The sequence below is a fragment of the Corynebacterium sp. MSK122 genome, from assembly GCF_030229435.2.
In the GTDB taxonomy this organism is placed as follows: Bacteria; Actinomycetota; Actinomycetes; order Mycobacteriales; family Mycobacteriaceae; genus Corynebacterium; species Corynebacterium marquesiae.
Window position 1 is genome coordinate 94,732 of record NZ_JASPHV020000002.1, and the last position, 19,687, is coordinate 114,418.

Consider the following 19,687-nt stretch of genomic DNA (forward strand, 5'->3'; position numbering starts at 1 on the left):
CGCTAGACTCGGCCATAGACCGCTACTTTCGAGAAGGCCCCAATGCTCATCTGCCAAGAAATGTTCCTTCTACTGACCAAGGACAACGGCAAGAAGGAAGACTGGGTGTCCAATAATGAGGCCGCGCTGCGCGCCACCGTACTCGCGGACCTGCTGCTGGGCGGGCACGTAGAGCTCGGTGAGAAGAAAAGGGTGGAGACTACTCCACAGCGCCCGGAGCACCCCGTGTTGGCTTGAGCTTGGGAGGAGCTGCAGCAGCACAAGGCCGCCCGCATGAAGGACCTATTGGAAGCCTCGTGGTTTACCCTGCGGGAAATCATCGCTTTGGATTTCCACGCGAATGGACTGCTCGATGTGGAAAAGGCCAAGTGGTGGCAGATAAGCGGCGACCGCTACATCATGACGGACCTAGAGCTGGAAAAGGAACTGCGCGAGCGGTTGGTTGCAGTCCTGGAGGCGCAGCGCCCAGCCACGGTCAATGACGTCGTTATTCTCGATATTCTCCGCGAGATCAGCGGTGCCTATACCCTGCTGAAAAACGATGCGGAGGGAATGAAGCGCCGGGAGATGCGGGCACGCATTCAGGAAATCAAAAAAGAGGTCGAGTATGACAAAACCGCCTCCTCTGCGGTCAAGGCCGTAGTTGAGGAGGCGGCAGCGGTTGCGGCGATGGTGGCCACGTCAGCGGCAATCACCACCACCTAGGGTGCGGCTTTTTACTTATTCATCTGCTTGGCGCGGGCGGCGGCACGCTTGCGGTCGGTAGCGGAAAGCTCTACCTTGCGCACGCGCAGGACGTCCGGGGCGACCTCGACGCACTCGTCGTTGCCACAGAATTCCAGTGCTTCTTCCAAGGAGAGGGTGTGTGCCTTGGCTAGGGTGACCGTGGCATCCGCAGTAGCGGAGCGCATATTGGTCAGCTTCTTTTCCTTGGTGATGTTGATGTCGATATCCTCATCACGGTTATTGGCACCAACGACCATGCCCTCATAAGCCTCGGCGCCCGGCTCGACGAAGAAGTTGCCGCGGTCAGCCAGCTGCATCAGCGCGTACTGGGTGATCTGGCCGGTACGGTCAGCCACCAGGGAACCGGTCGGGCGGGACTTGATCTCGCCGGCCCAGACATCCAGGCCGTCAGAGATGGAGTTAGCGATACCGGCACCGCGGGTCTCGGTCATGAACTGGGTGCGGAAGCCGATGAGACCGCGGGCAGGAACGCGGAAGACCATACGTACCCAGTCGCCCTCGCGCACGTCCATGGCCTGCATCTGGCCCTTGCGGGAGGCCAGCAGCTGGGTGATAGCACCTTGGTGCTCAGACGGGGAGTCAATGGTGAGGATCTCGTATGGCTCGTAGGTCTTGCCGTCGATCTCCTTGGTCACAACCTGCGGCTTACCAACCGTCAGCTCGAAGCCTTCGCGGCGCATGGACTCAATAAGCACGGACAGCGCCATCTCGCCACGGCCCTGGACCTCCCAAGCGTCGGGGCGCTCGGTGGGCAGCACGCGCAGGGAAACGTTACCGATGAGCTCTTGCTCCAAGCGAGCCTTGACCATACGCGCGGTGAGCTTATCGCCGCCGCCCTGGCCTGCCATCGGGGAGGTGTTCACGCCGATGGTCATGGAGATGGCCGGCTCGTCTACGGTGATGCGCGGCAAAGCCTCCGGGTGCTCCGGATCGGCGATGGTGTCACCGATCATGACGTCAGAAATGCCGGAGATCGCCACGATGTCACCGGCGATGGCTTCCTCGGCCGGCTGACGCTCAAAGCCGACGGTACGCAGCAGCTCGGCGACCTTCACGGTCTTGGTGTGCTGGTTGCCATCCTCGTCGTAGTGGATCCAGGCCACCTGCTGGCCCTTCTTAATGCGGCCGGCGTAGATACGCAGCAGCGCGATACGGCCTAGGAAGTCGGAGGCGTCCAGGTTGGTCACGTGCGCCTGCAGTGGGGCGTCGACGGTAGCGGAAGGCTCTGGGAGGACGTTATAGATGACGTCGAAAAGCGGCTGCAGATCCTCGCCCTCAGGGACGTTGCCATCGCCCGGGTTCTCGGTGGAGGCAACGCCGGCGCGGCCGGAAGCGTAGAGAACCGGCAGGTCCAGCAGCTCCTCGGCGGCGGCTGCAGCTTCCTCATCCTCCAGGCCGGCGGCGATTTCCAGCAGGAGGTCTTGGGATTCGGAGACAACCTCGTCGATGCGGGCATCCGGGCGGTCAGTCTTGTTCACGCAGATGATAACCGGCAGCTTGGCTTCCAGTGCCTTGGTGAGCACGAAGCGGGTCTGCGGCAGCGGTCCCTCGGAGGCATCGACGAGCAAGACAACGCCATCCACCATGGAAATACCGCGCTCGACCTCGCCACCGAAGTCGGCGTGGCCTGGGGTGTCGATGACGTTAATAATCAGGTCCTGGCCGTCCTTGCCTAGGCCCTTGCGGTGGATGGCCGTGTTCTTGGCCAGAATGGTAATGCCGCGCTCGCGCTCCTGATCATTGGAGTCCATGACGCGGTCCGTGTGTTCACCGTGGTCACCAAAGGCGCCGGACTGCTCCAGCATGCCGTTGACCAGGGTGGTCTTGCCATGGTCAACGTGCGCGACGATGGCAACATTACGGAACTCGGTATTACTCACTAGTGGGGTTCTCCTTCGGAGGATCTACAGCGCTTGCGCGCGCGAAATTGATCTTGAACGAGCTCCCACGATACCCCCTTAAAGGGCCAAGTGCAGCATTGGGGTTGGCTTTACCCCGTAACGCACCGTATAGGGAGAGCGAAAATTCTTATAGATTGCCAAAGTACTTGACACCGCCCTTGCCATCACTATCGTTACTGTAGGTAATATTGTTACAGATGTGACAACTGGGGTTTAACTCCCCTTTCCGAGACCGCACCCAAGGAATTGATAACGTGAGCTACGCCCGCACCACCTGGCGCCTGTCCGGCCGTACCGGTTATATCGCCGCCGCCACGGCCGCGCTCATCGGCCTCGCTTCTCCGCTCGTCGCCCCTGCGCAGGCATCCGCACCGGATCTTTCTTCCTTAGTGCAGCAGGCATCCTCCCATAGCCCGCTGGACGAGCTCGGCCGCCCCAATCAGGAAACCCAGGACCGCATCCGCGCTTTTGCGGCACAACCTTGGATTCCCGAGGATGTTCGCAACGCTATCCTCTCGGGCCTCGCGTTCTTCGCCGGCGGCGGCGATGGCAAGGGCGGCGTAGCCATGCCGGAGGGCAATAACCCGAACTTCCGCCAGTTCTACTGGCCCACAGTCTCCGCACAGTGCATTGGCGGCACTAGCGATGCCATGGGCTCGGCCATCGCCGTTCCTGGCCCCACCGAAATGCCGGCACCGGGCGCAAAGTCCGGCGAAACCGTCTTCCTCTTCACCGCCCTCGGCACCCCACCGGCCGCACGCGAACAAGGCGGGATGAACGTGCAGTGGTTCAACCTTGACACCCTGCGCAGCGGCATCACCCCACTAAATAACAATGGCATCAATCAGGACGGACCTACCACCTTGTCCGGTACCGCCCAGACCGGCAAGGGCACCGTCATCGCGCTGCTTTCTGGCGGCGTGAACACCCAGGAATCCCGCTGCAATTTTGCCCCGACCGCCGCCTTCCTTGAGGTGAAGTAAATGCCGGTGGACCTCCATCCGGTCAAGCGCGAGACCTTTAATACCGCCGAGTACACCAATATCGACCCCAAGGGGTTCCGGCGAGAGGTCGACACGTACACCGAGACGGATTTCGGCCTCTACATGGCGCGCGGGGCCGATCATCCGCGCTTCGGGTACCTGGAATCGTGGCTTCTGCCCGATCTCAACCTGCGTGCGAATATCTTCCATTTCCGCCCCGGTGTAGACGTCCACCAAGACTTTTATATTGATGTGGCCGAAATCCAGCGCGATGGCACGGTGTGGACCACCCGCGATCTTTATGTGGATCTTGTTGCCACCCGCAGCGAGCCCATTTCCGTGCTCGATATTGATGAGCTCTCTGCCGCTACCTCCGCCGGCTTGATTTCTGCCGAGGACGCAGAGAAAGCGATCGACACTACACTTACCGCGGTCGAGGGCATTACTCGCAGCGGTGATGATGCGATGGCTTGGTTGGCGCATCAGGGGATACACTTAACGTGGTCCGATAACATCACCCTAACCCCAGAAGGATAATTTATGGCCGGTGGCCTTTTTGCCCTGCTTGACGACGTCGCCCTGATCGCCCGCTCCGCTGCCTCTAGCGTTGACGATGTGGCCGCCCTTGCAGGCAAGACCTCCGTGAAGGCCGCAGGCGTGGTGGTCGACGACGCTGCCGTAACCCCACAATACGTGGAGGGAATTAAGCCCCAGCGCGAGTTGCCGATGATCTGGCGCATTACCAAGGGCTCGCTCATCAATAAGCTCGTAATCATCTTGCCCATCGCCATGATCCTCTCTTGGATCGCGCCGTGGGCGCTCACGCCCATCTTAATGTGCGGCGGTACCTATCTATGCTTTGAAGGCGCGGAAAAAATCCTGCATCACCTTCTTCCCCACCGAGAGAAGGAAACTGAATCAGTCCAGGAAAAGGGCGCAGACGCCGAAGATAGCTTGGTCAAGTCCGCGATTACCACTGACCTCATCTTGTCATCTGAGATCATGGTTATCTCCTTAAACGAGGTCATCGACCAGCCATTCTGGATGCGCCTGGCAGCCCTCATTTTCGTCGGCATCTTACTGACCCTGGGTGTCTACGGCGCCGTTGGCCTCTTGGTCAAGATGGACGATATTGGCATGGCCCTTAATAAGCGCCACAATGGCAAGTCCACGGTGGGCAACGCCTTGGTCAAGGGCATGCCGATCGTTCTCGATATCATCGGCGTCATCGGTACCGCCGCCATGCTGTGGGTAGGCGGCCACATCGTGGTCAAGGGCCTGCACGAATTCGGTATGGATCAGCCCCACGAGTTCATTGCGTCCGTGACCGACAAGATCTCCAATGGCGCCTTGGCGTGGCTGGCAGATACCGGCATGTCCATGGTCTGCGGCCTGGTGCTTGGCGTAGTGGTTGCCACCATCGTGATGGCGGTCAAGGCCTCCTTTGGCAAGACCTCGGCCACCTCCGCCCAGCCGGCGGAGGCTTAAAACGCCGTAGCCCGGCTGCATAGCCGGCTACATAAATAGCATCAGCGAAACCGCCATCACGGCCATGCCGGCAATCAAGCCGTAGATAGCGTGATGGTGCTCGCCGGTTTCCTCAGCAGTGGGCAATAGCTCATCCAGCGAGATGAAGACCATAATGCCGGCGATGGCGGCGAAGCTAATGCCCATCGTCGCCGGCCCAATAACCGGCAAGAGAAGGCCGAAGCCGATGAGCGCGCCGAGCGGCTCGGCCAGGCCAGACAAGGTGGCCCACCAAAAGGCCTTCTTGCGGGAGCCAGTGGCCTCGCGCAGCGGAACAGCCACCGCAATGCCTTCCGGGATATTGTGAATGGCGATGGCCACCGCCACCGGCACCGCAACTTCCTTAGATTCCAGGCCGGATAGGAAGGTGGCAAACCCCTCGGGGAAATTGTGCAGGCCCAGCGCGCAGGCGGTAAATACGCCGGTCTTCATTAGCTTCTTGCGGCGGGCTTCTTCGGCCGTGGTGGCCGGCTCATGGGGGTTAATCTCCTCCGGCACGAGCCGGTCAATGATGGCGATGACGGCGATGCCAGCAAAGAACGCCCCGACGGCGGCCCAGGTGCCGGTGGTTTCCTCGCCGAGGGCGTCGGAAAGCTGCGCAATGCCTTCCGGCAGGATCTCCATAAAGGAGACATACAGCATCACGCCGGCCGAAAGCCCCAGTGCAGCGGCCATAAAAGCCGGCCCCGGCTGGCGCCTTCCCACCGCCAAAGCGCCGCCAATCGAGGTCGATAGACCCGACAGCAGCACCAAGGCGAAGGCAAAGGCAAAGGTACTAAAAGTCATAGCTGGCATCCTACCTGCCAATAATTGTCAAGTATTAATTTTCTTCCTTATCTTCCGGTACCGGAGAGATGAACTCGCCATTCTTGATAGATGGATCGTTGTCCACATACTCGCCCGCCTCGTAGTCATAGCCCACGGCGCGGCCCTCTTCGTCCGTGCGCGCGTACCAATCGGTCACCTCTGCTGCAGTGGAGTTAAAGTGCGCGCCCGTTGCGTAGTCGCCGTCTGTCGGCTCGATAGACAGGGCAAAGTTATCGCCATAATCGCGCACGCCCCGCACGATCGCATTAGAGACCGCTTCGTCCTCGTAGAAATGACGGATGGAGGCAGGATCATGGCGCAGCTCGCGCACCAACGCGATGCACATGAGCACGATGATGACCGCGAAAGGCAGGGCCGTCACCGTAATAAGGTTCTGCAGGCCCTGCAGCGCATTACGGCCACCGGCAAGCAAAATGACCACGGCAATGCCAGCCATACATACCACCCAAAAGACCGTTACTGCCGGGTTGGGCTTGGGGTTGCCGCGCTGGGTGAGCTGCGAATTCACAATGGACGCGGAGTCAGCCGTGGTAATGAAGAAGACCACCAGCATGATGATGACGATGGGCGCCATCCACTCCGCTCCCGGGAAATGGTCCAAGACCTTGAAAAAGATGTCTTCTGCCGCCGGCATGGAATCAATAGTGCCATCTGGGGCGATATCGCCATCGCGGCGCTGCAGCCAAATGGTGGTACCGCCCAGGATGGTAAAAGCGGCAACAATGATGGCGGAGGGAATAAGCAGCACGCCAAGCACGAACTGGCGGATGGTACGCCCGCGGGAAATCTTGGCTACGAAAACACCCACAAACGGCGACCAAGATACCCACCAGGCCCAGTAGAAGGTGGTCCAAGAGGACAGGAAGGCCACCATATCTTCCCCCTCGCCCATATTGGCAGAGAGCATCTGCGGCATTTCATCGAGATATTCAATCACCACGGCCGGCAGCATATTGGCCAAGAAGGCGGTCGGTCCCACAACGAAAAAGAACAAGGCCAGCGCCATGGCCAGCACCAGGTTGATATTAGAGAGCCACCGAATGCCCTTGGCCACGCCGGAGACGGCCGAGAAGATCGTTCCGATGGACAGCACCACGATGATCACCAGCGCCGCAGCATTGCCGGTGGTAGACCAGCCGCTAACCAATTCCACGCCGCGGCCGATCTGCAGCGCACCGATGCCCAGCGTGGCGGCGGTGCCGAAGAGAGTGGCAATAATGGCCAGGCCATCGATGATGCGCGCGGGCAGGGAATCAGGCCAGGCCATCGATGATGCGCGCGGGCAGGGAATCAGAGGAGCGATTGCCAAAGAGCGGCATCAGGATGGAGCTCATCAGCGGCACGCGGCCGCGGCGGAAGGACACGTAGGCCACGCACAGGCCCACGATGGCGTAAATTGCCCAGGCGTTAAAGCCCCAGTGCATGGCTGCCTGCGCCATGGCGCCCAGCACCGCTTCATCGCTCGCAGCCTCATAGGCACCAGGGCGCGGCGAAAGGTAGTAGCTCAGCGGCTCGAAGGGGCCGAAGAAGATAATGCCGATGCCAATGCCGGCGCCAAAGAGCATCGCAGCCCAGCTCACCGTGGAAAATTCCGGCTTCTCCCCATCTAGTCCGAGAGGGATTTTGCCGTACTTTGAAAAGGCCAAAATGATGAGCAAAAACATCAGGAACGTCGCCAGGGCGGTAAAGATCCAGCCCAAGTTACGCATCACCCAATCGAGCGCTACCGAAGAAGCATCGAAGACCTGCTCGGGCGCAATCACACCCCAGATTACGAAGGCGACGACCAGTCCGCCGACCACAAAGAGGATCGGCTTGTCTACTCCATACTTGACCTTCTGGTCCTCAATGGCAACGCCCGGTACCAGCGCGGGGTGGATATTATGCGGGTACATAATGTCTTTGAGAATGCGCTTGGCGTTGCGGGTGCGCTTTTTGCTTTCCTCCGAATTATTCACCCCACGCACAGGGCGGGATGAGGAAGACGGTGAAGAAGAGATGTTTCTACTCCTATTCTGTTTTCCGGGTTTCACTTTTAAGAGAGCTGTCTACACATTAATAGAAACTCGCGGGATATAAAGCTGGCGCCAGCCCTATCCCCCATATGCGTAAAATGAGCTACGCATTGTTTACCGGCCTTTAACCTTGGGAGTGACTTTCTATGGCGCTATACCCGCTCGCGACTAGTTACTTCGGCGTGGAGCATGTTGCGGTCCTCGAGCACCCAGTGCTGGGCACCGCATTGAGTATCCCCGGCGTGGCGAAGCACGCTGCGCTTGTCGATGTCTCCCTAGAACCCGATACCTACACCAACGGCTGGAGCGTTCGCTCGGACTTCGGCTTCTTAGGGTTTCTGGACGAGGTCGAGGCGGCGGAGTATCCCGCCTTGGAGCGATTGAAGGCCTCCTCTGCACAGCCGCAGACGATCGCCACCGTGGAGGTAGTTGACGGCCAGGTCGAGGTCGCCGTGTCACTGGGCCTGTGGCCGTGGATGGTGCCGGTCAATGACCAACCGCAAGGAACCGCGCTGCTCTCCGGCGGACGAGGCGTGCTGATCGATGCCGCCGCCGGCGACCTATCGCCCGCCCAGCTTGAGCAGATGGGCACGCAGCAATTTTTCGTCACACTGGACGACCTCGCCGGCACCGCGGTGGCGACCTGCGACGATACGGTTCTCGGTCCCCTCGGCGACAGTGCCGCGCTCCCTGGACTGCGCGCCGCATTCGCTGCGGCACACGGTTCTGGAGCGGGGCTTTCTGCCCGCGCCTACGCGAGCCACGGCATGCTTGCCGTCGATATCCCCGCCGATGAGGCCACCACCGCGGAGCTCTTCTCCCCCGCTGTTCCACCGCTGCGCGTACCCGCGCCACAACCTGCGATTCCCGCCGCCGCGCGCGCAGCCACGCCGGCTCAGCCCGAGGTCTGGGAGCACACGCTCTCCTGCGAGGCCGTCGTGACGGCGCTGCCCACCGGTTCGCGCCGCCCGAAAGGGCCACAGGCCCAGCCGGCTGCACCCGCTAAGCCAGATGCGTCAGCTCAGCAGCACAATGAGCAAGCACAACAACCGCAGGCCAGCGCCAAGCTGGCGGAGTTGGTCTCCTCCATCCCAGGAGAGCAGAATTTCAGCTGGCGTGCGCTGCCGGTAGCCGAAGAACCGGGCCGCTTTTCCTCCGAATCCGCGCGCGTGCGGGCCCTGCGCGTCGCGCGCGACACGTCCCACCACCGCGGGGGCAATCACCGCAAATAGGTGCGATGCTCAGCCACAGAGGCCACGCTAGCGCAATGTGCGTTGGCCCCCGTCGCCGCGGCGAGTAATCCGCTGGGCGTCGAGGTATTCCAGCAGCGGGATGGCTACCCGCCGCGTGGTGCCCAGCGCTTTACGGGCTGCCGAAAGCGTAAAGGGTTGCTCCAGTTCGCTAAGGCGCCGGCGCGCTTCCTCCGGTGCCGAGGGCAAGAGCACGACTCCCTGCTTGAGGCGCAGGAGGCGCCCGGCGCGCTCGGCGGCGGCAAGTTCCTTTGGGCCCAGGCCCAGCTCCGTTAGGTCATCTGCCTCGGGTGCTGCAAAGGGTTCTGCCTTAAGCCTTTCCTCGATGGCAGCGACCCCGCGCTCCGCCGGGCCAAGGTCCGCCCGCTGCCCGGGAAGGCGCAACACTCCCTCACTGCTTTCCGCCTTCGCAGCGGCGATGGCTAGGCCCAGCAAGCCTTCTTCTTGCAGGCCAAGGGCGTCCATGGCCACCTTGCGCGGCAGTCCCGGCGCTAGGGGATGTGCGGCGGTGTGGGCATGCAGGGCGTCGGTAAGCGCGTGCTTCCACCGAGTTACCTGGGAAGCCGCAATCCACCAGTCGCGGAAAGCGATGATTCCTGCGGGCGTCGCGGCAGTATCGAAGCCATCGCGGTCGAGGTCATCTAAGCGAGCGTAGCCGACGCGACGCAGATAGCAGGCAGGATCCCTAAATGACTCTTGGGCACTGAGCTCTTCTGCGCGGCGGCGGGCGGCACCGCGCCGATTAAGCTCCGGCGGCCGCAGATCTACTGCCTCTACCCCAGCGACGACGTGCCGGCCGCCAGGGCTGCGCACTACGAAACGATCAAGGAGCCGCAGCGGCAGCGGGTGTGCCAGGCTGATGCGCGCGAAATCGGCAGACAAGGGACGCAGGTGGGCCTCCACCCCGGCGGTACCGGTGTGCACGACGAGGTTATCGGGCAGCCCATCGAGATCCGCGCCAAAGGTGCGGCGGACATCGAGGTGGTCCACCAGGCGCCACGCACCCGGGGTAAGCAGCACGTCGCCGCGGTGGATATCGGCGGCATCCGCCCCACGCAGGTTGACGGCCGCACGAGTGACGGGGCCGAGTGCATCCTGCGCGCGATTTTCACTATGCAGGCCACGGATCTCCACGGCCCTTTCCCCACCAGCCGTGGCCACCTTAAGGCTATCGCCCACGCGCAGGGTGCCCGCGGCAAGCGTTCCGGTAACCACGGTGCCCGCGCCCTTCACGCTAAAGGCGCGGTCCACCCACAAGCGCACGGGTGCCTGCGCATCGGGAGCGGGCACAGTGGCAAGGACCTCATCGAGCGCCTGCCGCAGCGCCGCAATGCCGTCGCCGGTAGGGGCGGATACGGGGATAATGGGGGCGTCGGCAAGCGGGGTGCCGGCCAGCTGCGTTCGGATTTCTGCGGTGCGGTCCACGGTGGCGCGGTCGCTGCGAGTTAGCGCAATAATGCCGTGCTCTACTCCCAGCGCGCGCAGAGCATCGCGGTGGTCGGTGGACTGGGCCTGCCATCCCTCATCGGCCGCCACAACAAAGAGGACGACCGGGGCCGGGCCCACGCCAGCGAGCATATTGCCTAGGAATTTTTCATGACCGGGCACATCTACGAAAGCCACATCCGCGCCAGAAGGGAGCGTGGTCCAGGCAAACCCCAGATCAATGGTAAGGCCGCGGCGCTTTTCTTCCTCCCACCGGTCCGGGTCCATCTCCGTAAGAGCCCGCACCAGGGTGGACTTGCCGTGGTCCACATGACCGGCAGTAGCGACGACGTACACCTAGCCCACCGCCTTAATAGCGGAAATAACCGCGGCGTCGTGGTCGGCAGGGACGCAGCGAATATCCACCAAGCAGCGGCCCTGATGCACGCGGCCTACTACGGGCGGGTCCTGGCGGCGCAGCGCGTCCGCATAGGGCTCGGGCAGGCTCACCGCGAAGCCGGGCAGCGGGTACTCCGGCGCCCCGCCACCGCCCACGCGGCCATCGTGAGGTACCACTTCTGCCCCGACTGCCTGCGCGATGGCTTCCGTGCGCTCGCGGTGGGTCTGGGGATCAAGGTGGAGGGCATCCTGCACCGCATTCGAGGGCGTCGAAATGGCCGCCTCCAGCGCGTTGAGGCGCAGCTTATCTATGCGCACCGCACGCGCCAGCGGGTGCTTCTTCACCGCGGCAATCGCGTTCTTGGTGCCGAGCAAGATTCCTGCCTGCGGACCACCAAGCAGCTTATCGCCGGAGGCTATGACGATATCGGCGCCGGCGCGCAGCTGGGCCTGGATATCTGGTTCTTCTGGCAGCGCCGGGTCATGGGTGAGCAGGCCGGAGCCCAAGTCCACAATGAGTCGCGTATCGTGCTCCACCGCTAGGCGGTGCAGTTCCTCTACCCCGACTGCGGAGGTAAACCCCTCGATGCGGAAATTGGAAGGATGCACCTTCAAGATGGCGCCGGTGTTATCTCCCAGAGCGAGTTCATAATCGGCCAGGTGCGTGCGGTTAGTCGCCCCTATTTCTTTGAGGCGCGTGGCCGTGGACTCGATGAGCTCGGGCAGGCGAAAGCCAGCTCCGATCTCGATGAGCTCGCCGCGCGAGATGATGACCTCTTTGCCGGGAGCGAGCGCGGCGGTGGCCAAGAGCAAGGCGCTGGCGCCGTTATTGACCACGAGGGCATCTTCTGCACCGGGGCAGGCTGCGAGCAGCGCGGCCGTGGCTCCGGCACCGCGATTTCTGGATCGCTTGCCCGAGCCCAAGTCCATTTCCACATCTGTATAGGAGGCAGCGGCGTGCAGGGCCTCTACCGCGGCGCTGGGAAGCGGGGCACGCCCTAAGTTCGTATGAATGATGACGCCGGTGGCGTTAATGACTGGGTGCAGGGAATGCGTATTCTTTTGTTCTAGGCGCTGCGCAATTTCTGCGGGTATATCGCTAACCGGCAACTGACCGCGGCGCGCTTGGGTGACTGCGCCCTGGATTATCGCGCGGATGGTGTGCTCGGCTAGGCGCTGACGCGCGGATTCTACTTCCGGCAGCTGGAGCAGCTCGTCCATGCGGGGAATATTCCTGCGGGGGTCCGGGCTGGCAGCAGGCGTGGGCGTGGGCACTGTGGCATTCCTCCTTGCGCGCGGGTGGCGGAGACGGACAGGAATCGAACCTGCCAGACCGAGATACTCGGCCTCACCGGTTTTGAAGACCGGGGCGCCCACCAGGACACGTACGCCTCCGTGTGCTCACCTTACACGGGCATTCCCCGGTGCCGGCACACCTGTCACGCAATACATCCACCATGCCGCTCCGAGGTGGAAACCTCGGCGCCCTATGTCCTATCGCCACACACAGGTTCCCTACCTTGCTGTGCAGCCAAATAGTTCCTCGGGATGAGTAAAATGGCGATATGACCGAAGATATTAAACTCACCTCTTTCGCCGCAGGCGGCGGTTGCGCCTGCAAGATTCCCGCTGGCCAACTTGAGTCTGCCGTCGAGGGCCTGATAGGCAAGGCCGACCCTAACGTGCTGGTTGGCCTAGATGATGGCGATGATGCCGCGGCCGTCAAAATCCAGGACGGTTTAGCGGTAATTTCCACCGCGGACTTTTTCACCCCCATGCTCAATGACCCCTACGATTGGGGGCGAGTGGCTGCGGCCAACGCGCTGTCTGATGTCTATGCCATGGGCGGCACCCCGGTTACCGCCATTAACCTGGTGGGCTGGCCCAATGAAAAGCTGGGCCTGGATGTGCTGCGTGAGGTCCTGCGCGGCGGCATGGATATAGCCACCGAGGCCGGCATCTCCGTCACAGGTGGGCACTCCATCACCGCGCCCGAGCCACTGTACGGCATGGCCGCCACCGGTATCGTCGCCCCCGACAAGCTCATGCGCAATGACGCCGCCGAACCTGGCCTGCCCATCACCCTAACCAAGCCCATTGGCGTAGGCATCCTCAACAACAAGCACAAGGCCACCGGCGAGGTCTCCCAGGCCGCGGTCGATTCCATGACCACCTTGAACCGTGAGGCCGCCCGCACCGCGGTGGAGGCGGGCGTGCGTGCCGCCACGGACGTCACCGGCTTCGGGTTGCTCGGCCACCTGTACAAGATGTGCCGGGCCTCCGGCATCGCCGCGGAGCTCGACTTTTCCGCCGTGCCCACCGTCGAAGGCGCAAAGGAGGCGCTGGCGGAGGGCTTCATCCCCGGTGGCTCTCGCCGCAATCTCGACTGGGTGCGCCCACACCTCGATACCTCCTTGAACGAGGAAGAGCTGGTGCTGCTTGCCGACGCCCAAACTTCCGGCGGCCTCCTCCTCATCGGCGAGGTCCCCGGCTACCCCGTCATCGGCCATACCACCGAGCGCACCGGCGATGCCTATATCAAAGCCTAAGATGCAGCGACAGGTCCCTTTTCTCCTCGCCCTTTCCTCCACCACCCTTGCCGCGGCGGGGCTGGTGGGGTGCTCGTCCGAGGAGGCATCGACAAGCGAGTGCTCCCCAGTCGATCCCGCCGCGGTGCGCGAGGCCCTGCCGGATTCACTCGGTGAAGCTAAGCTCGACCCCCAGTCAGCTGAAAGCGATGATCATTCCTTTTCCGCGCTCTACCGCGCAGAGGATAAAGAGCAGGTCAGCTTGCTAGGAACCAAGTATGAGGACGAAGGAATGCCCATTTGTCCCTCTGACCCCGATGAAGCCGCCCGGCGCTATTTGGAGCTGCTACAAGATGACCTCAACGAGCAAAACGCCGCCCAGCAGCGCCCAGCCAATGACTACTCCCCCTTCGAGTTCACCTCCGATGACCAGCACTTTTATTGCAGCGCTTGGCCGGTGAAGGATTCGGTATCTACCACCTGCGTGACCACCGTGGGCGATGTGGCGCTGAACTACTACCTCCACCGTGATGGCCGCGACTCCGCAGCCGAGCAACAACGCATGGAAGACATCGGCGCGGAGCTCGCCCCCGCCCTGCAGGACCTAGACTAGTCCGAGCTCACCACATCGTGGTCGAGGCCCTGCTCGCGCCGGCGCCTTTCCGCTCGGCGCTTCTGCGGCCCGATTGTGGTCTCCGGATTCTTCACCGCTTCCAGCCCGGCGTTAAGCACGCCAAAGCGCGTGCACGCCGAACCTGCCAGGAGCGATAGCCCCGCAGCCACAGAGACTGCCCGCGACTTCGTCACCGCAGCCACTGCACTACCGACACCGCCGGCCGCGATGAAGCATTCCGAGGCCTTCATCAGCGTGCCTGGCTTTCCCTCGTGCAGAGCCTCGCGCGGTTCTGGCTCCATGCCTGCCTCAAGCACCTTGGTCGCTGCCAGATCGCTGGCCGCCGCGGCCATACCCAACACACGGGCCGGTCCCGCGTGCTCGACCGGAGTGGTCACCATAGCCAGGCCTGACGACGCCGCACCCGCCGAGGAAACGAAAACATACGGCAGGTGCTTTTTCATGTCATTCCACACCGGGTTCGAGGTGTTGGACAGCAATACCGCGGTATAGCCCGCTAGCGGGCCGCCAAGCACGCCCGTGACCGCGCCCGCCGGCCTAGCCGACTTCTTAAGCACCGTACGTACAAACTTCGGCAGCGGCAGCTTGTGGCCAGTCGCCGCATCGACTTCCGCGGCGGCAGGCAGCGCAGCCGCGCTGGCAAAGCCCGACAAAATCCACGAGCCCATGGACATTGGCGAGGTCACCTTGAAGACGCGGAACATGTTCAATGCGCGTTCCGGGCGGCCCAAATCCAGAATCAAAAAGACCGATCCCACGGCCGCCGCGCCAAAGGCAGAAAGGCGCGTGGTACGACGCAGCGGCGCATTGCCCACGGCCTGCGCGCCGGCGGCCAAGAGCCCCGAGCCACCACTCACGCCGCCCAAGAAGAGGTAGGCGCCGATAGGCCATTCCCACGGCGGGGCCTTCACCACTGGTCGGCCATAGTAAGACGAGAACTCGAAGTCCTGCGCCATGCGCTCCTCTTTGGAGCCGTCCTGCGCACCCGCGCCTGGACGCTTCCGCTTCTTCTTCGGTTTCGTACCGTCGAACTTCCGGTAGCGATTGCGACGCTCCGGCTGTGGCGGGCGATACTCATCAAAGTTGCTCATTTGCGTCCCCCAATCAGGAAGGAACCGGCCACGGCAAGCGCCATACCACCGATAGCCTTGGCTACGGTCTTATACATCTGCGGCAAATCGGCCGTCGGCACGCGCGGGTCCGGCGGCAAACCGTAGACCTCAGGTGAATCTAAAAGCAGGAAGATGGAGCCGGTTCCGCCCACGCCATCGTCCTGGTTGGCACCGTAAAGGCGGGCCTCGGTAAGGCCTTGCTCGTGCAATACGCGCACGCGTTCCTTGGCTGCGGCCACCATCTCCTCGTACGGGCCGAACTGAATGGAATCAGTAGGACAGGTCTTAGAACATGCTGGCTGTTCGCCCTGCTTCAGGCGGTCGTAGCACATGGTGCACTTCTGGGCCACGCCCAAGTTCTTAATCGGCATCGCCTCGCCCGGCGTATGGTCCGGGCCCTGCGGGGCAAGTTGCTTGAGTTTTTTCAACACGTTGACACCGGCATGGGAATTATCCACGTAATCCACCGTGGCCGTCTTGTCATACTTCAGCGCCACACCACCGTCATCGCGGCGTTCGATGACGCCAAACGGGCAGCCGGCCACGCAAGTGCCGCAGCCATTGCACACATCATCCTGGACCACAACGGTGCCAAACTCGGTGCGGAACAGCGCGCCCGTAGGACACACGTCCAAGCAGCCTGCATGCGTGCAGTGCTTACACACGTCCGAGGACATGAGCCACCGGAACGTATCCGTATCCGGCGGGGTGGTATCAACCTCTGGGGCCTGCGCGCCTACCGAAGGCATACCCAGGGAAATGAGATTCTTTCCTTCCTCGCGGGCCTGCTCGATGCGGTCATTGTTTTGCTCCACAAAGGCCACGTGGCGCCAGGTATTTGCACCCAGTGCGCCGGTGTTGTCATAGGAATCTCCCGTGACGTCATAGCCTTCTACCGGGTTGCGGTTCCACTCCTTACACGCCACCTCGCAGGCTTTACACCCGATACACACGGAAGTGTCGGTGAAAAAGGCCATGCGGCGGTACTTGTCATAGCCGTGCCGGCTAGCGTTTTCGGTCAGAAGATTTGTCATTTACTTACCTTCTTCGCTTTCCTCGCCCTTCTCGCCGTGCTCATCCGCGTCCGCGGGCTGCTGCGGCTCTGGGTTATAGGTGAAGGAATCATCCACGGTGAGCAGATCATTACCGGAATCCAGGTTCAGGTGCGCGCGCTTCTGATACTCCTTGAGCATCTCCACACGGGCTTCACCGCGCGGGCGACGCCCCGGCTGGATATCGCAAGCGCCGATCTTGGAATTCTGGATGAATACGTTCGGCTCCAAGGTAAGGCCCAGCAGATCATTGGCGCCATCGCCTGCAACGGCCGTGGAATCGGACTCGCCGTAGTGATACGGCAAACCGATCTGGTGGAACTCCTCACCATTGATCTTCATCATTTGCATACGGTCAGTGACCAAGACCTGTGCCTCAATTACGCCGCGCGGCGAGATGATCGTGGCCCACTTGCCGTTTTCCAAGCCACGCTTTTCTGCCAAGGCCTTATCGACCTCGCAGAAAAGGCCTGGCTGCAACTCCGCCAGATACGGCAGGCGGCGCGACATCGCACCCGAGGTATACATCTCGGTGAGGCGATAGGTGGAAAAGACAAACGGGAACACCTCCGAACCCGGCTCACCAGGTTCTGGGCGCGACAGGTTGTCTGGGCGCTTAATGGTCAGGCGCGTCGGCGATTGCTGTTGCTTGTACAGCACGTTGTGCACCGGGGACTCGTGCGGCTCATAGTGGGTGGGCAATGGGCCGTCGGAAAGCCCGGTCGGCGCAAAGAGCCAACCGCGACCATCCGCCTGCATGATGAAGGCATCGGTGCCGTCGAGGGCATCCGGGCCCACTGCGTCGATCGGAGCCTTGTAGTCCGGGGACTTGGTAGCCGGGAAGTCCGGCACGTCATCGCCAACCCATTTACCCTGTTCGGCATCCCACCACACATACTTCTTGCGCTCCGACCACGGAGTGCCGTCCGGCTTCGCCGAAGCACGGTTGTAGAGCAGGCGGCGGTTGGCCGGCCATACCCAACCCCACTCGGGAGCAACCTCGTTTTGCTCCGAACCCGGAACCTTGCGCGCGGACTGATTAATGCCGTCCTTAAACACACCGGTATAGATCCAGCAACCACCCGAGGTACTGCCATCGTTCTTCATCTCCACGAAGGCAGGCAAAAGTTCGCCCTTTTTCGGGCCCTCTAGGTAGTAGCCGTTGATCTCCTTGAGGACGTCCTCAGAATTCGGCTCGCCTTCCTCGGTTTCCACATAGTCCCACGTGACTTTCTGCAGAGGAATATCTCGCGGATCCGTGGAATCGCGCAGGCGCTCCTTGATCTTCTTGCCCAGTTGGTAGAAGAACCACAGGTCACTTTTCGCATCGCCTGGCGGCGGTGCTGCCTGGAAACGCCATTGCAGCATGCGCTGCGTCTGGGTAAAGGTTCCCGCCTTTTCCACGTGGGTAGCCGCCGGCATCAAGAAAACCTCAGTGCCGATGTCTTCGGTCTTAAGCTCGCCGTTTTTAATCTCCGGCGAATCCTTCCAGAAGGAGGCGGTCTCAATCTCCTGGAAATCGCGTACGACCAGCCACTTTAGCGCCGCCAAGCCACGGCGCTGCATACCGCCGTTGGACTGCGCCACGGCCGGGTTCTGGCCAAAGACAAAGTAGCCTTCCACCTGCTCATCCAGCATGGCCATGAGCGTTTCATAGGTCGAATGCGCACCAGAAATGCGCGGCATGAGGTCATAGCCCCATCCGTTGTCCTTGGTGGCTGCATCGCCCCAGTAGGACTTCATGAGCGAGACCGCATAGTTCTCACCGATCTGCCAAAAGCCCTTCTGTGACTCATTACGGATTCCATCAACGAACTCTGGCCAGCTTTGCTTATCGACGCTCGGCATCGGCAAATATCCCGGCAAGGAGTGGAACAGAGTCGGGATATCGGTAGAACCCTGAATTGAGGCGTGGCCGCGCAGCGCCATAATGCCCGAACCTGGGCGCCCCACATTGCCGGTGAGCAGCTGCAAGATGGCCGCGGTACGAATAAACTGCGCACCCAGGGTGTGCTGGGTAAAGCCCAACGCATAAGCAAAGCAGGTGGTGCGATCCGGCGTGGAATTCCGCGCGATCGACTCCGCTAGGTAATAAAAGTCCTCCTGCGCAATACCGCAGGTCTCCTCCACTACCTCGGGCGTATAGCGCGCGTAGTGCCGCTTGAGAATCTGGAAGACAGAATTCGGATGCTCTAGCGTCTCATCGCGTTCCACATTCCACGACGCACCCTGCGGCTTCTGCACGTATTGCCACGAATCCGTGACGTACTTACCGGTCTCTGGGTCATAACCAGAGAACAGACCGTCCAGATCTTCGGTGTCCTGGTAGTCCTCCGAAATGATCATCGGCGCATTGGTATACGCCACCACGTAGTCATGGAAATACAGGTCATTGTCCAGCAGGTAGTTAATGACTGCGCCCAAAAGCACCACGTCCGTACCGCCGCGAATGCCAATGTGGCGATTCGCAAAGGCAGACGTGCGCGTATAACGCGGATCCACGTGAATGATGCGGGCACCACGCTTCTTGGCTTCCACCACCCACTGGAACCCCACGGGGTGGCACTCGGCCATATTAGAACCCTCAATGACGATGCAGTCCGCATTCGCCATATCCTGCAGCGGTTGGGTTGCGCCGCCGCGGCCAAACGAAGTTCCTAGACTAGGAACAGTGGCGGAGTGTCATATACGCGCCTGGTTCTCGAGCTGAATCGCACCAGCGGCGGTAAATAGCTTCTTGATGAGGTAATTTTCCTCATTATCCAAGGTCGCACCGCCCAAACCGGCAATGCCCATCGTGCGGTTGAGCGTACGACCTTCATCATCCACATCCTGCCAACCGTTCCGGCGGGCTTCCAAGAAACGATCCGCAATCATCTCCATCGCGGTATCTTCATCAAGATCCTGCCACTCCGTCGAGTACGGGGCACGATACTTAATCTTGGTAAGGCGCGTAGCGGAGTTAATCAACTGCTCCGACGCAGATCCCTTCGGGCACAGGCGTCCACGAGAAATGGGCGAATCCGGATCGCCCTCCACCTGAATGACGCGGTCATCTTTGACATATACGCGCTGCGAGCAACCAACCGCGCAGTACGGGCACACCGACTGCACTACGCGGTCCGCTTCCACGGTGCGCCCATGCTTATCTTTACTCTTTTGAGACTGCGTATTGACGTCCCTTCCGAAGGGATCGCCACTGCGCAGCTGGCGCACAACCGGCCAGTTGAGAGGGCTAAAGCGAGACATATCCTTTAATCTATATTTCACCGATTAAAAAAGCCAC

At 61.5% G+C, this 19,687-nt stretch carries 13 protein-coding genes, 1 tRNA gene and 2 pseudogenes; 7 read left to right on the forward strand and 9 right to left on the reverse strand.

Annotation, left to right across the window (positions count from 1 at the left end; all coding sequences use genetic code 11):
• The first annotated feature begins 60 nt into the window (after positions 1-60).
• Positions 61-705: pseudogene (locus QP934_RS01585) on the forward strand (GOLPH3/VPS74 family protein).
• An 11-nt stretch (positions 706-716) separates the two neighbouring features.
• Here the strand turns inward: QP934_RS01585 and typA are convergent.
• On the reverse strand, positions 717-2,627 hold the full coding sequence (typA, locus tag QP934_RS01590) for a translational GTPase TypA (protein WP_049377965.1): 1,911 nt from the start codon (positions 2,625-2,627) through the stop codon (positions 717-719).
• 275 nt (positions 2,628-2,902) lie between these two features.
• Between typA and QP934_RS01595 the strand changes: the two genes are divergently transcribed.
• The 3 genes from QP934_RS01595 to QP934_RS01605 are packed head-to-tail and all read left to right on the forward strand — an operon-like array spanning position 2,903 to position 5,119.
• Entirely contained in the window at positions 2,903-3,631 is a 729-nt protein-coding gene (locus tag QP934_RS01595; RefSeq protein WP_193393068.1) for a hypothetical protein, read from the forward strand.
• Complete coding sequence (locus tag QP934_RS01600) at positions 3,632-4,168, forward strand: DUF402 domain-containing protein (RefSeq protein ID WP_419126626.1); 537 nt, start codon at positions 3,632-3,634, stop codon at positions 4,166-4,168. It begins immediately after the preceding gene.
• Positions 4,169-4,171: 3 nt separating this feature from the next.
• Positions 4,172-5,119 (forward strand): DUF808 domain-containing protein, encoded by a 948-nt coding sequence (locus QP934_RS01605; protein ID WP_049361468.1) that lies wholly within the window; start codon positions 4,172-4,174, stop codon positions 5,117-5,119.
• Between the two features lie 27 nt (positions 5,120-5,146).
• On the opposite strand, the gene zupT is transcribed toward QP934_RS01605, so the two are convergent.
• Positions 5,147-5,944 carry a zinc transporter ZupT gene (zupT, locus tag QP934_RS01610; RefSeq protein WP_337888693.1) on the reverse strand — a complete coding sequence of 266 codons (798 nt, stop codon included), beginning with the start codon at positions 5,942-5,944 and terminating at the stop codon, positions 5,147-5,149.
• A gap of 34 nt (positions 5,945-5,978) precedes the next feature.
• Positions 5,979-7,953, reverse strand: a pseudogene (locus QP934_RS01615) (BCCT family transporter).
• Between the two features lie 194 nt (positions 7,954-8,147).
• On the opposite strand from QP934_RS01615, the gene QP934_RS01620 reads away from it, so the two are divergent.
• Positions 8,148-9,233, forward strand: a complete 1,086-nt coding sequence (locus QP934_RS01620; RefSeq protein WP_419126627.1) for a hypothetical protein — start codon at positions 8,148-8,150, stop codon at positions 9,231-9,233.
• 27 nt (positions 9,234-9,260) lie between these two features.
• Here QP934_RS01620 and selB read toward each other — a convergent pair whose 3' ends face one another.
• From selB to QP934_RS01635, 3 genes are all read right to left on the reverse strand, one after another.
• Positions 9,261-11,033 (reverse strand): selenocysteine-specific translation elongation factor, encoded by a 1,773-nt coding sequence (gene selB / locus QP934_RS01625; RefSeq protein ID WP_419126628.1) that lies wholly within the window; start codon positions 11,031-11,033, stop codon positions 9,261-9,263.
• The gene (gene selA, locus QP934_RS01630; protein ID WP_419126629.1) at positions 11,034-12,350 is read right to left on the reverse strand and encodes an L-seryl-tRNA(Sec) selenium transferase; all 1,317 of its coding nucleotides are present in this window, start codon (positions 12,348-12,350) and stop codon (positions 11,034-11,036) included.
• Positions 12,351-12,375: 25 nt separating this feature from the next.
• Positions 12,376-12,470, reverse strand: a tRNA-Sec gene (locus QP934_RS01635).
• 170 nt (positions 12,471-12,640) lie between these two features.
• Here QP934_RS01635 and selD point away from each other — a divergent pair.
• Positions 12,641-13,624: a selenide, water dikinase SelD gene (gene selD / locus QP934_RS01640; protein ID WP_284838999.1), complete on the forward strand. Its 984-nt coding sequence runs from the start codon at positions 12,641-12,643 to the stop codon at positions 13,622-13,624.
• A gap of 1 nt (position 13,625) precedes the next feature.
• The gene (locus tag QP934_RS01645; RefSeq protein WP_419126630.1) at positions 13,626-14,216 is read left to right on the forward strand and encodes a hypothetical protein; all 591 of its coding nucleotides are present in this window, start codon (positions 13,626-13,628) and stop codon (positions 14,214-14,216) included.
• Here QP934_RS01645 and nrfD read toward each other — a convergent pair.
• Genes nrfD through fdnG form a run of 3 tightly spaced genes read right to left on the reverse strand, consistent with a single transcriptional unit; the run spans position 14,213 to position 19,650 of the window.
• A complete protein-coding gene (gene nrfD, locus QP934_RS01650; RefSeq protein WP_419126631.1) occupies positions 14,213-15,328 on the reverse strand; it encodes an NrfD/PsrC family molybdoenzyme membrane anchor subunit in 1,116 nt (371 codons plus the stop codon). The genes QP934_RS01645 and nrfD overlap by 4 nt on opposite strands.
• Positions 15,325-16,383, reverse strand: coding sequence for a 4Fe-4S dicluster domain-containing protein (locus QP934_RS01655; RefSeq protein WP_419126632.1), 1,059 nt, complete (start codon positions 16,381-16,383; stop codon positions 15,325-15,327). The genes nrfD and QP934_RS01655 overlap by 4 nt, the downstream gene beginning before the upstream one ends.
• Complete coding sequence (gene fdnG, locus QP934_RS01660; protein ID WP_340419835.1) at positions 16,384-19,650, reverse strand: formate dehydrogenase-N subunit alpha; 3,267 nt, start codon at positions 19,648-19,650, stop codon at positions 16,384-16,386. It abuts the gene before it with no gap.
• Positions 19,651-19,687 lie beyond the last annotated feature (37 nt).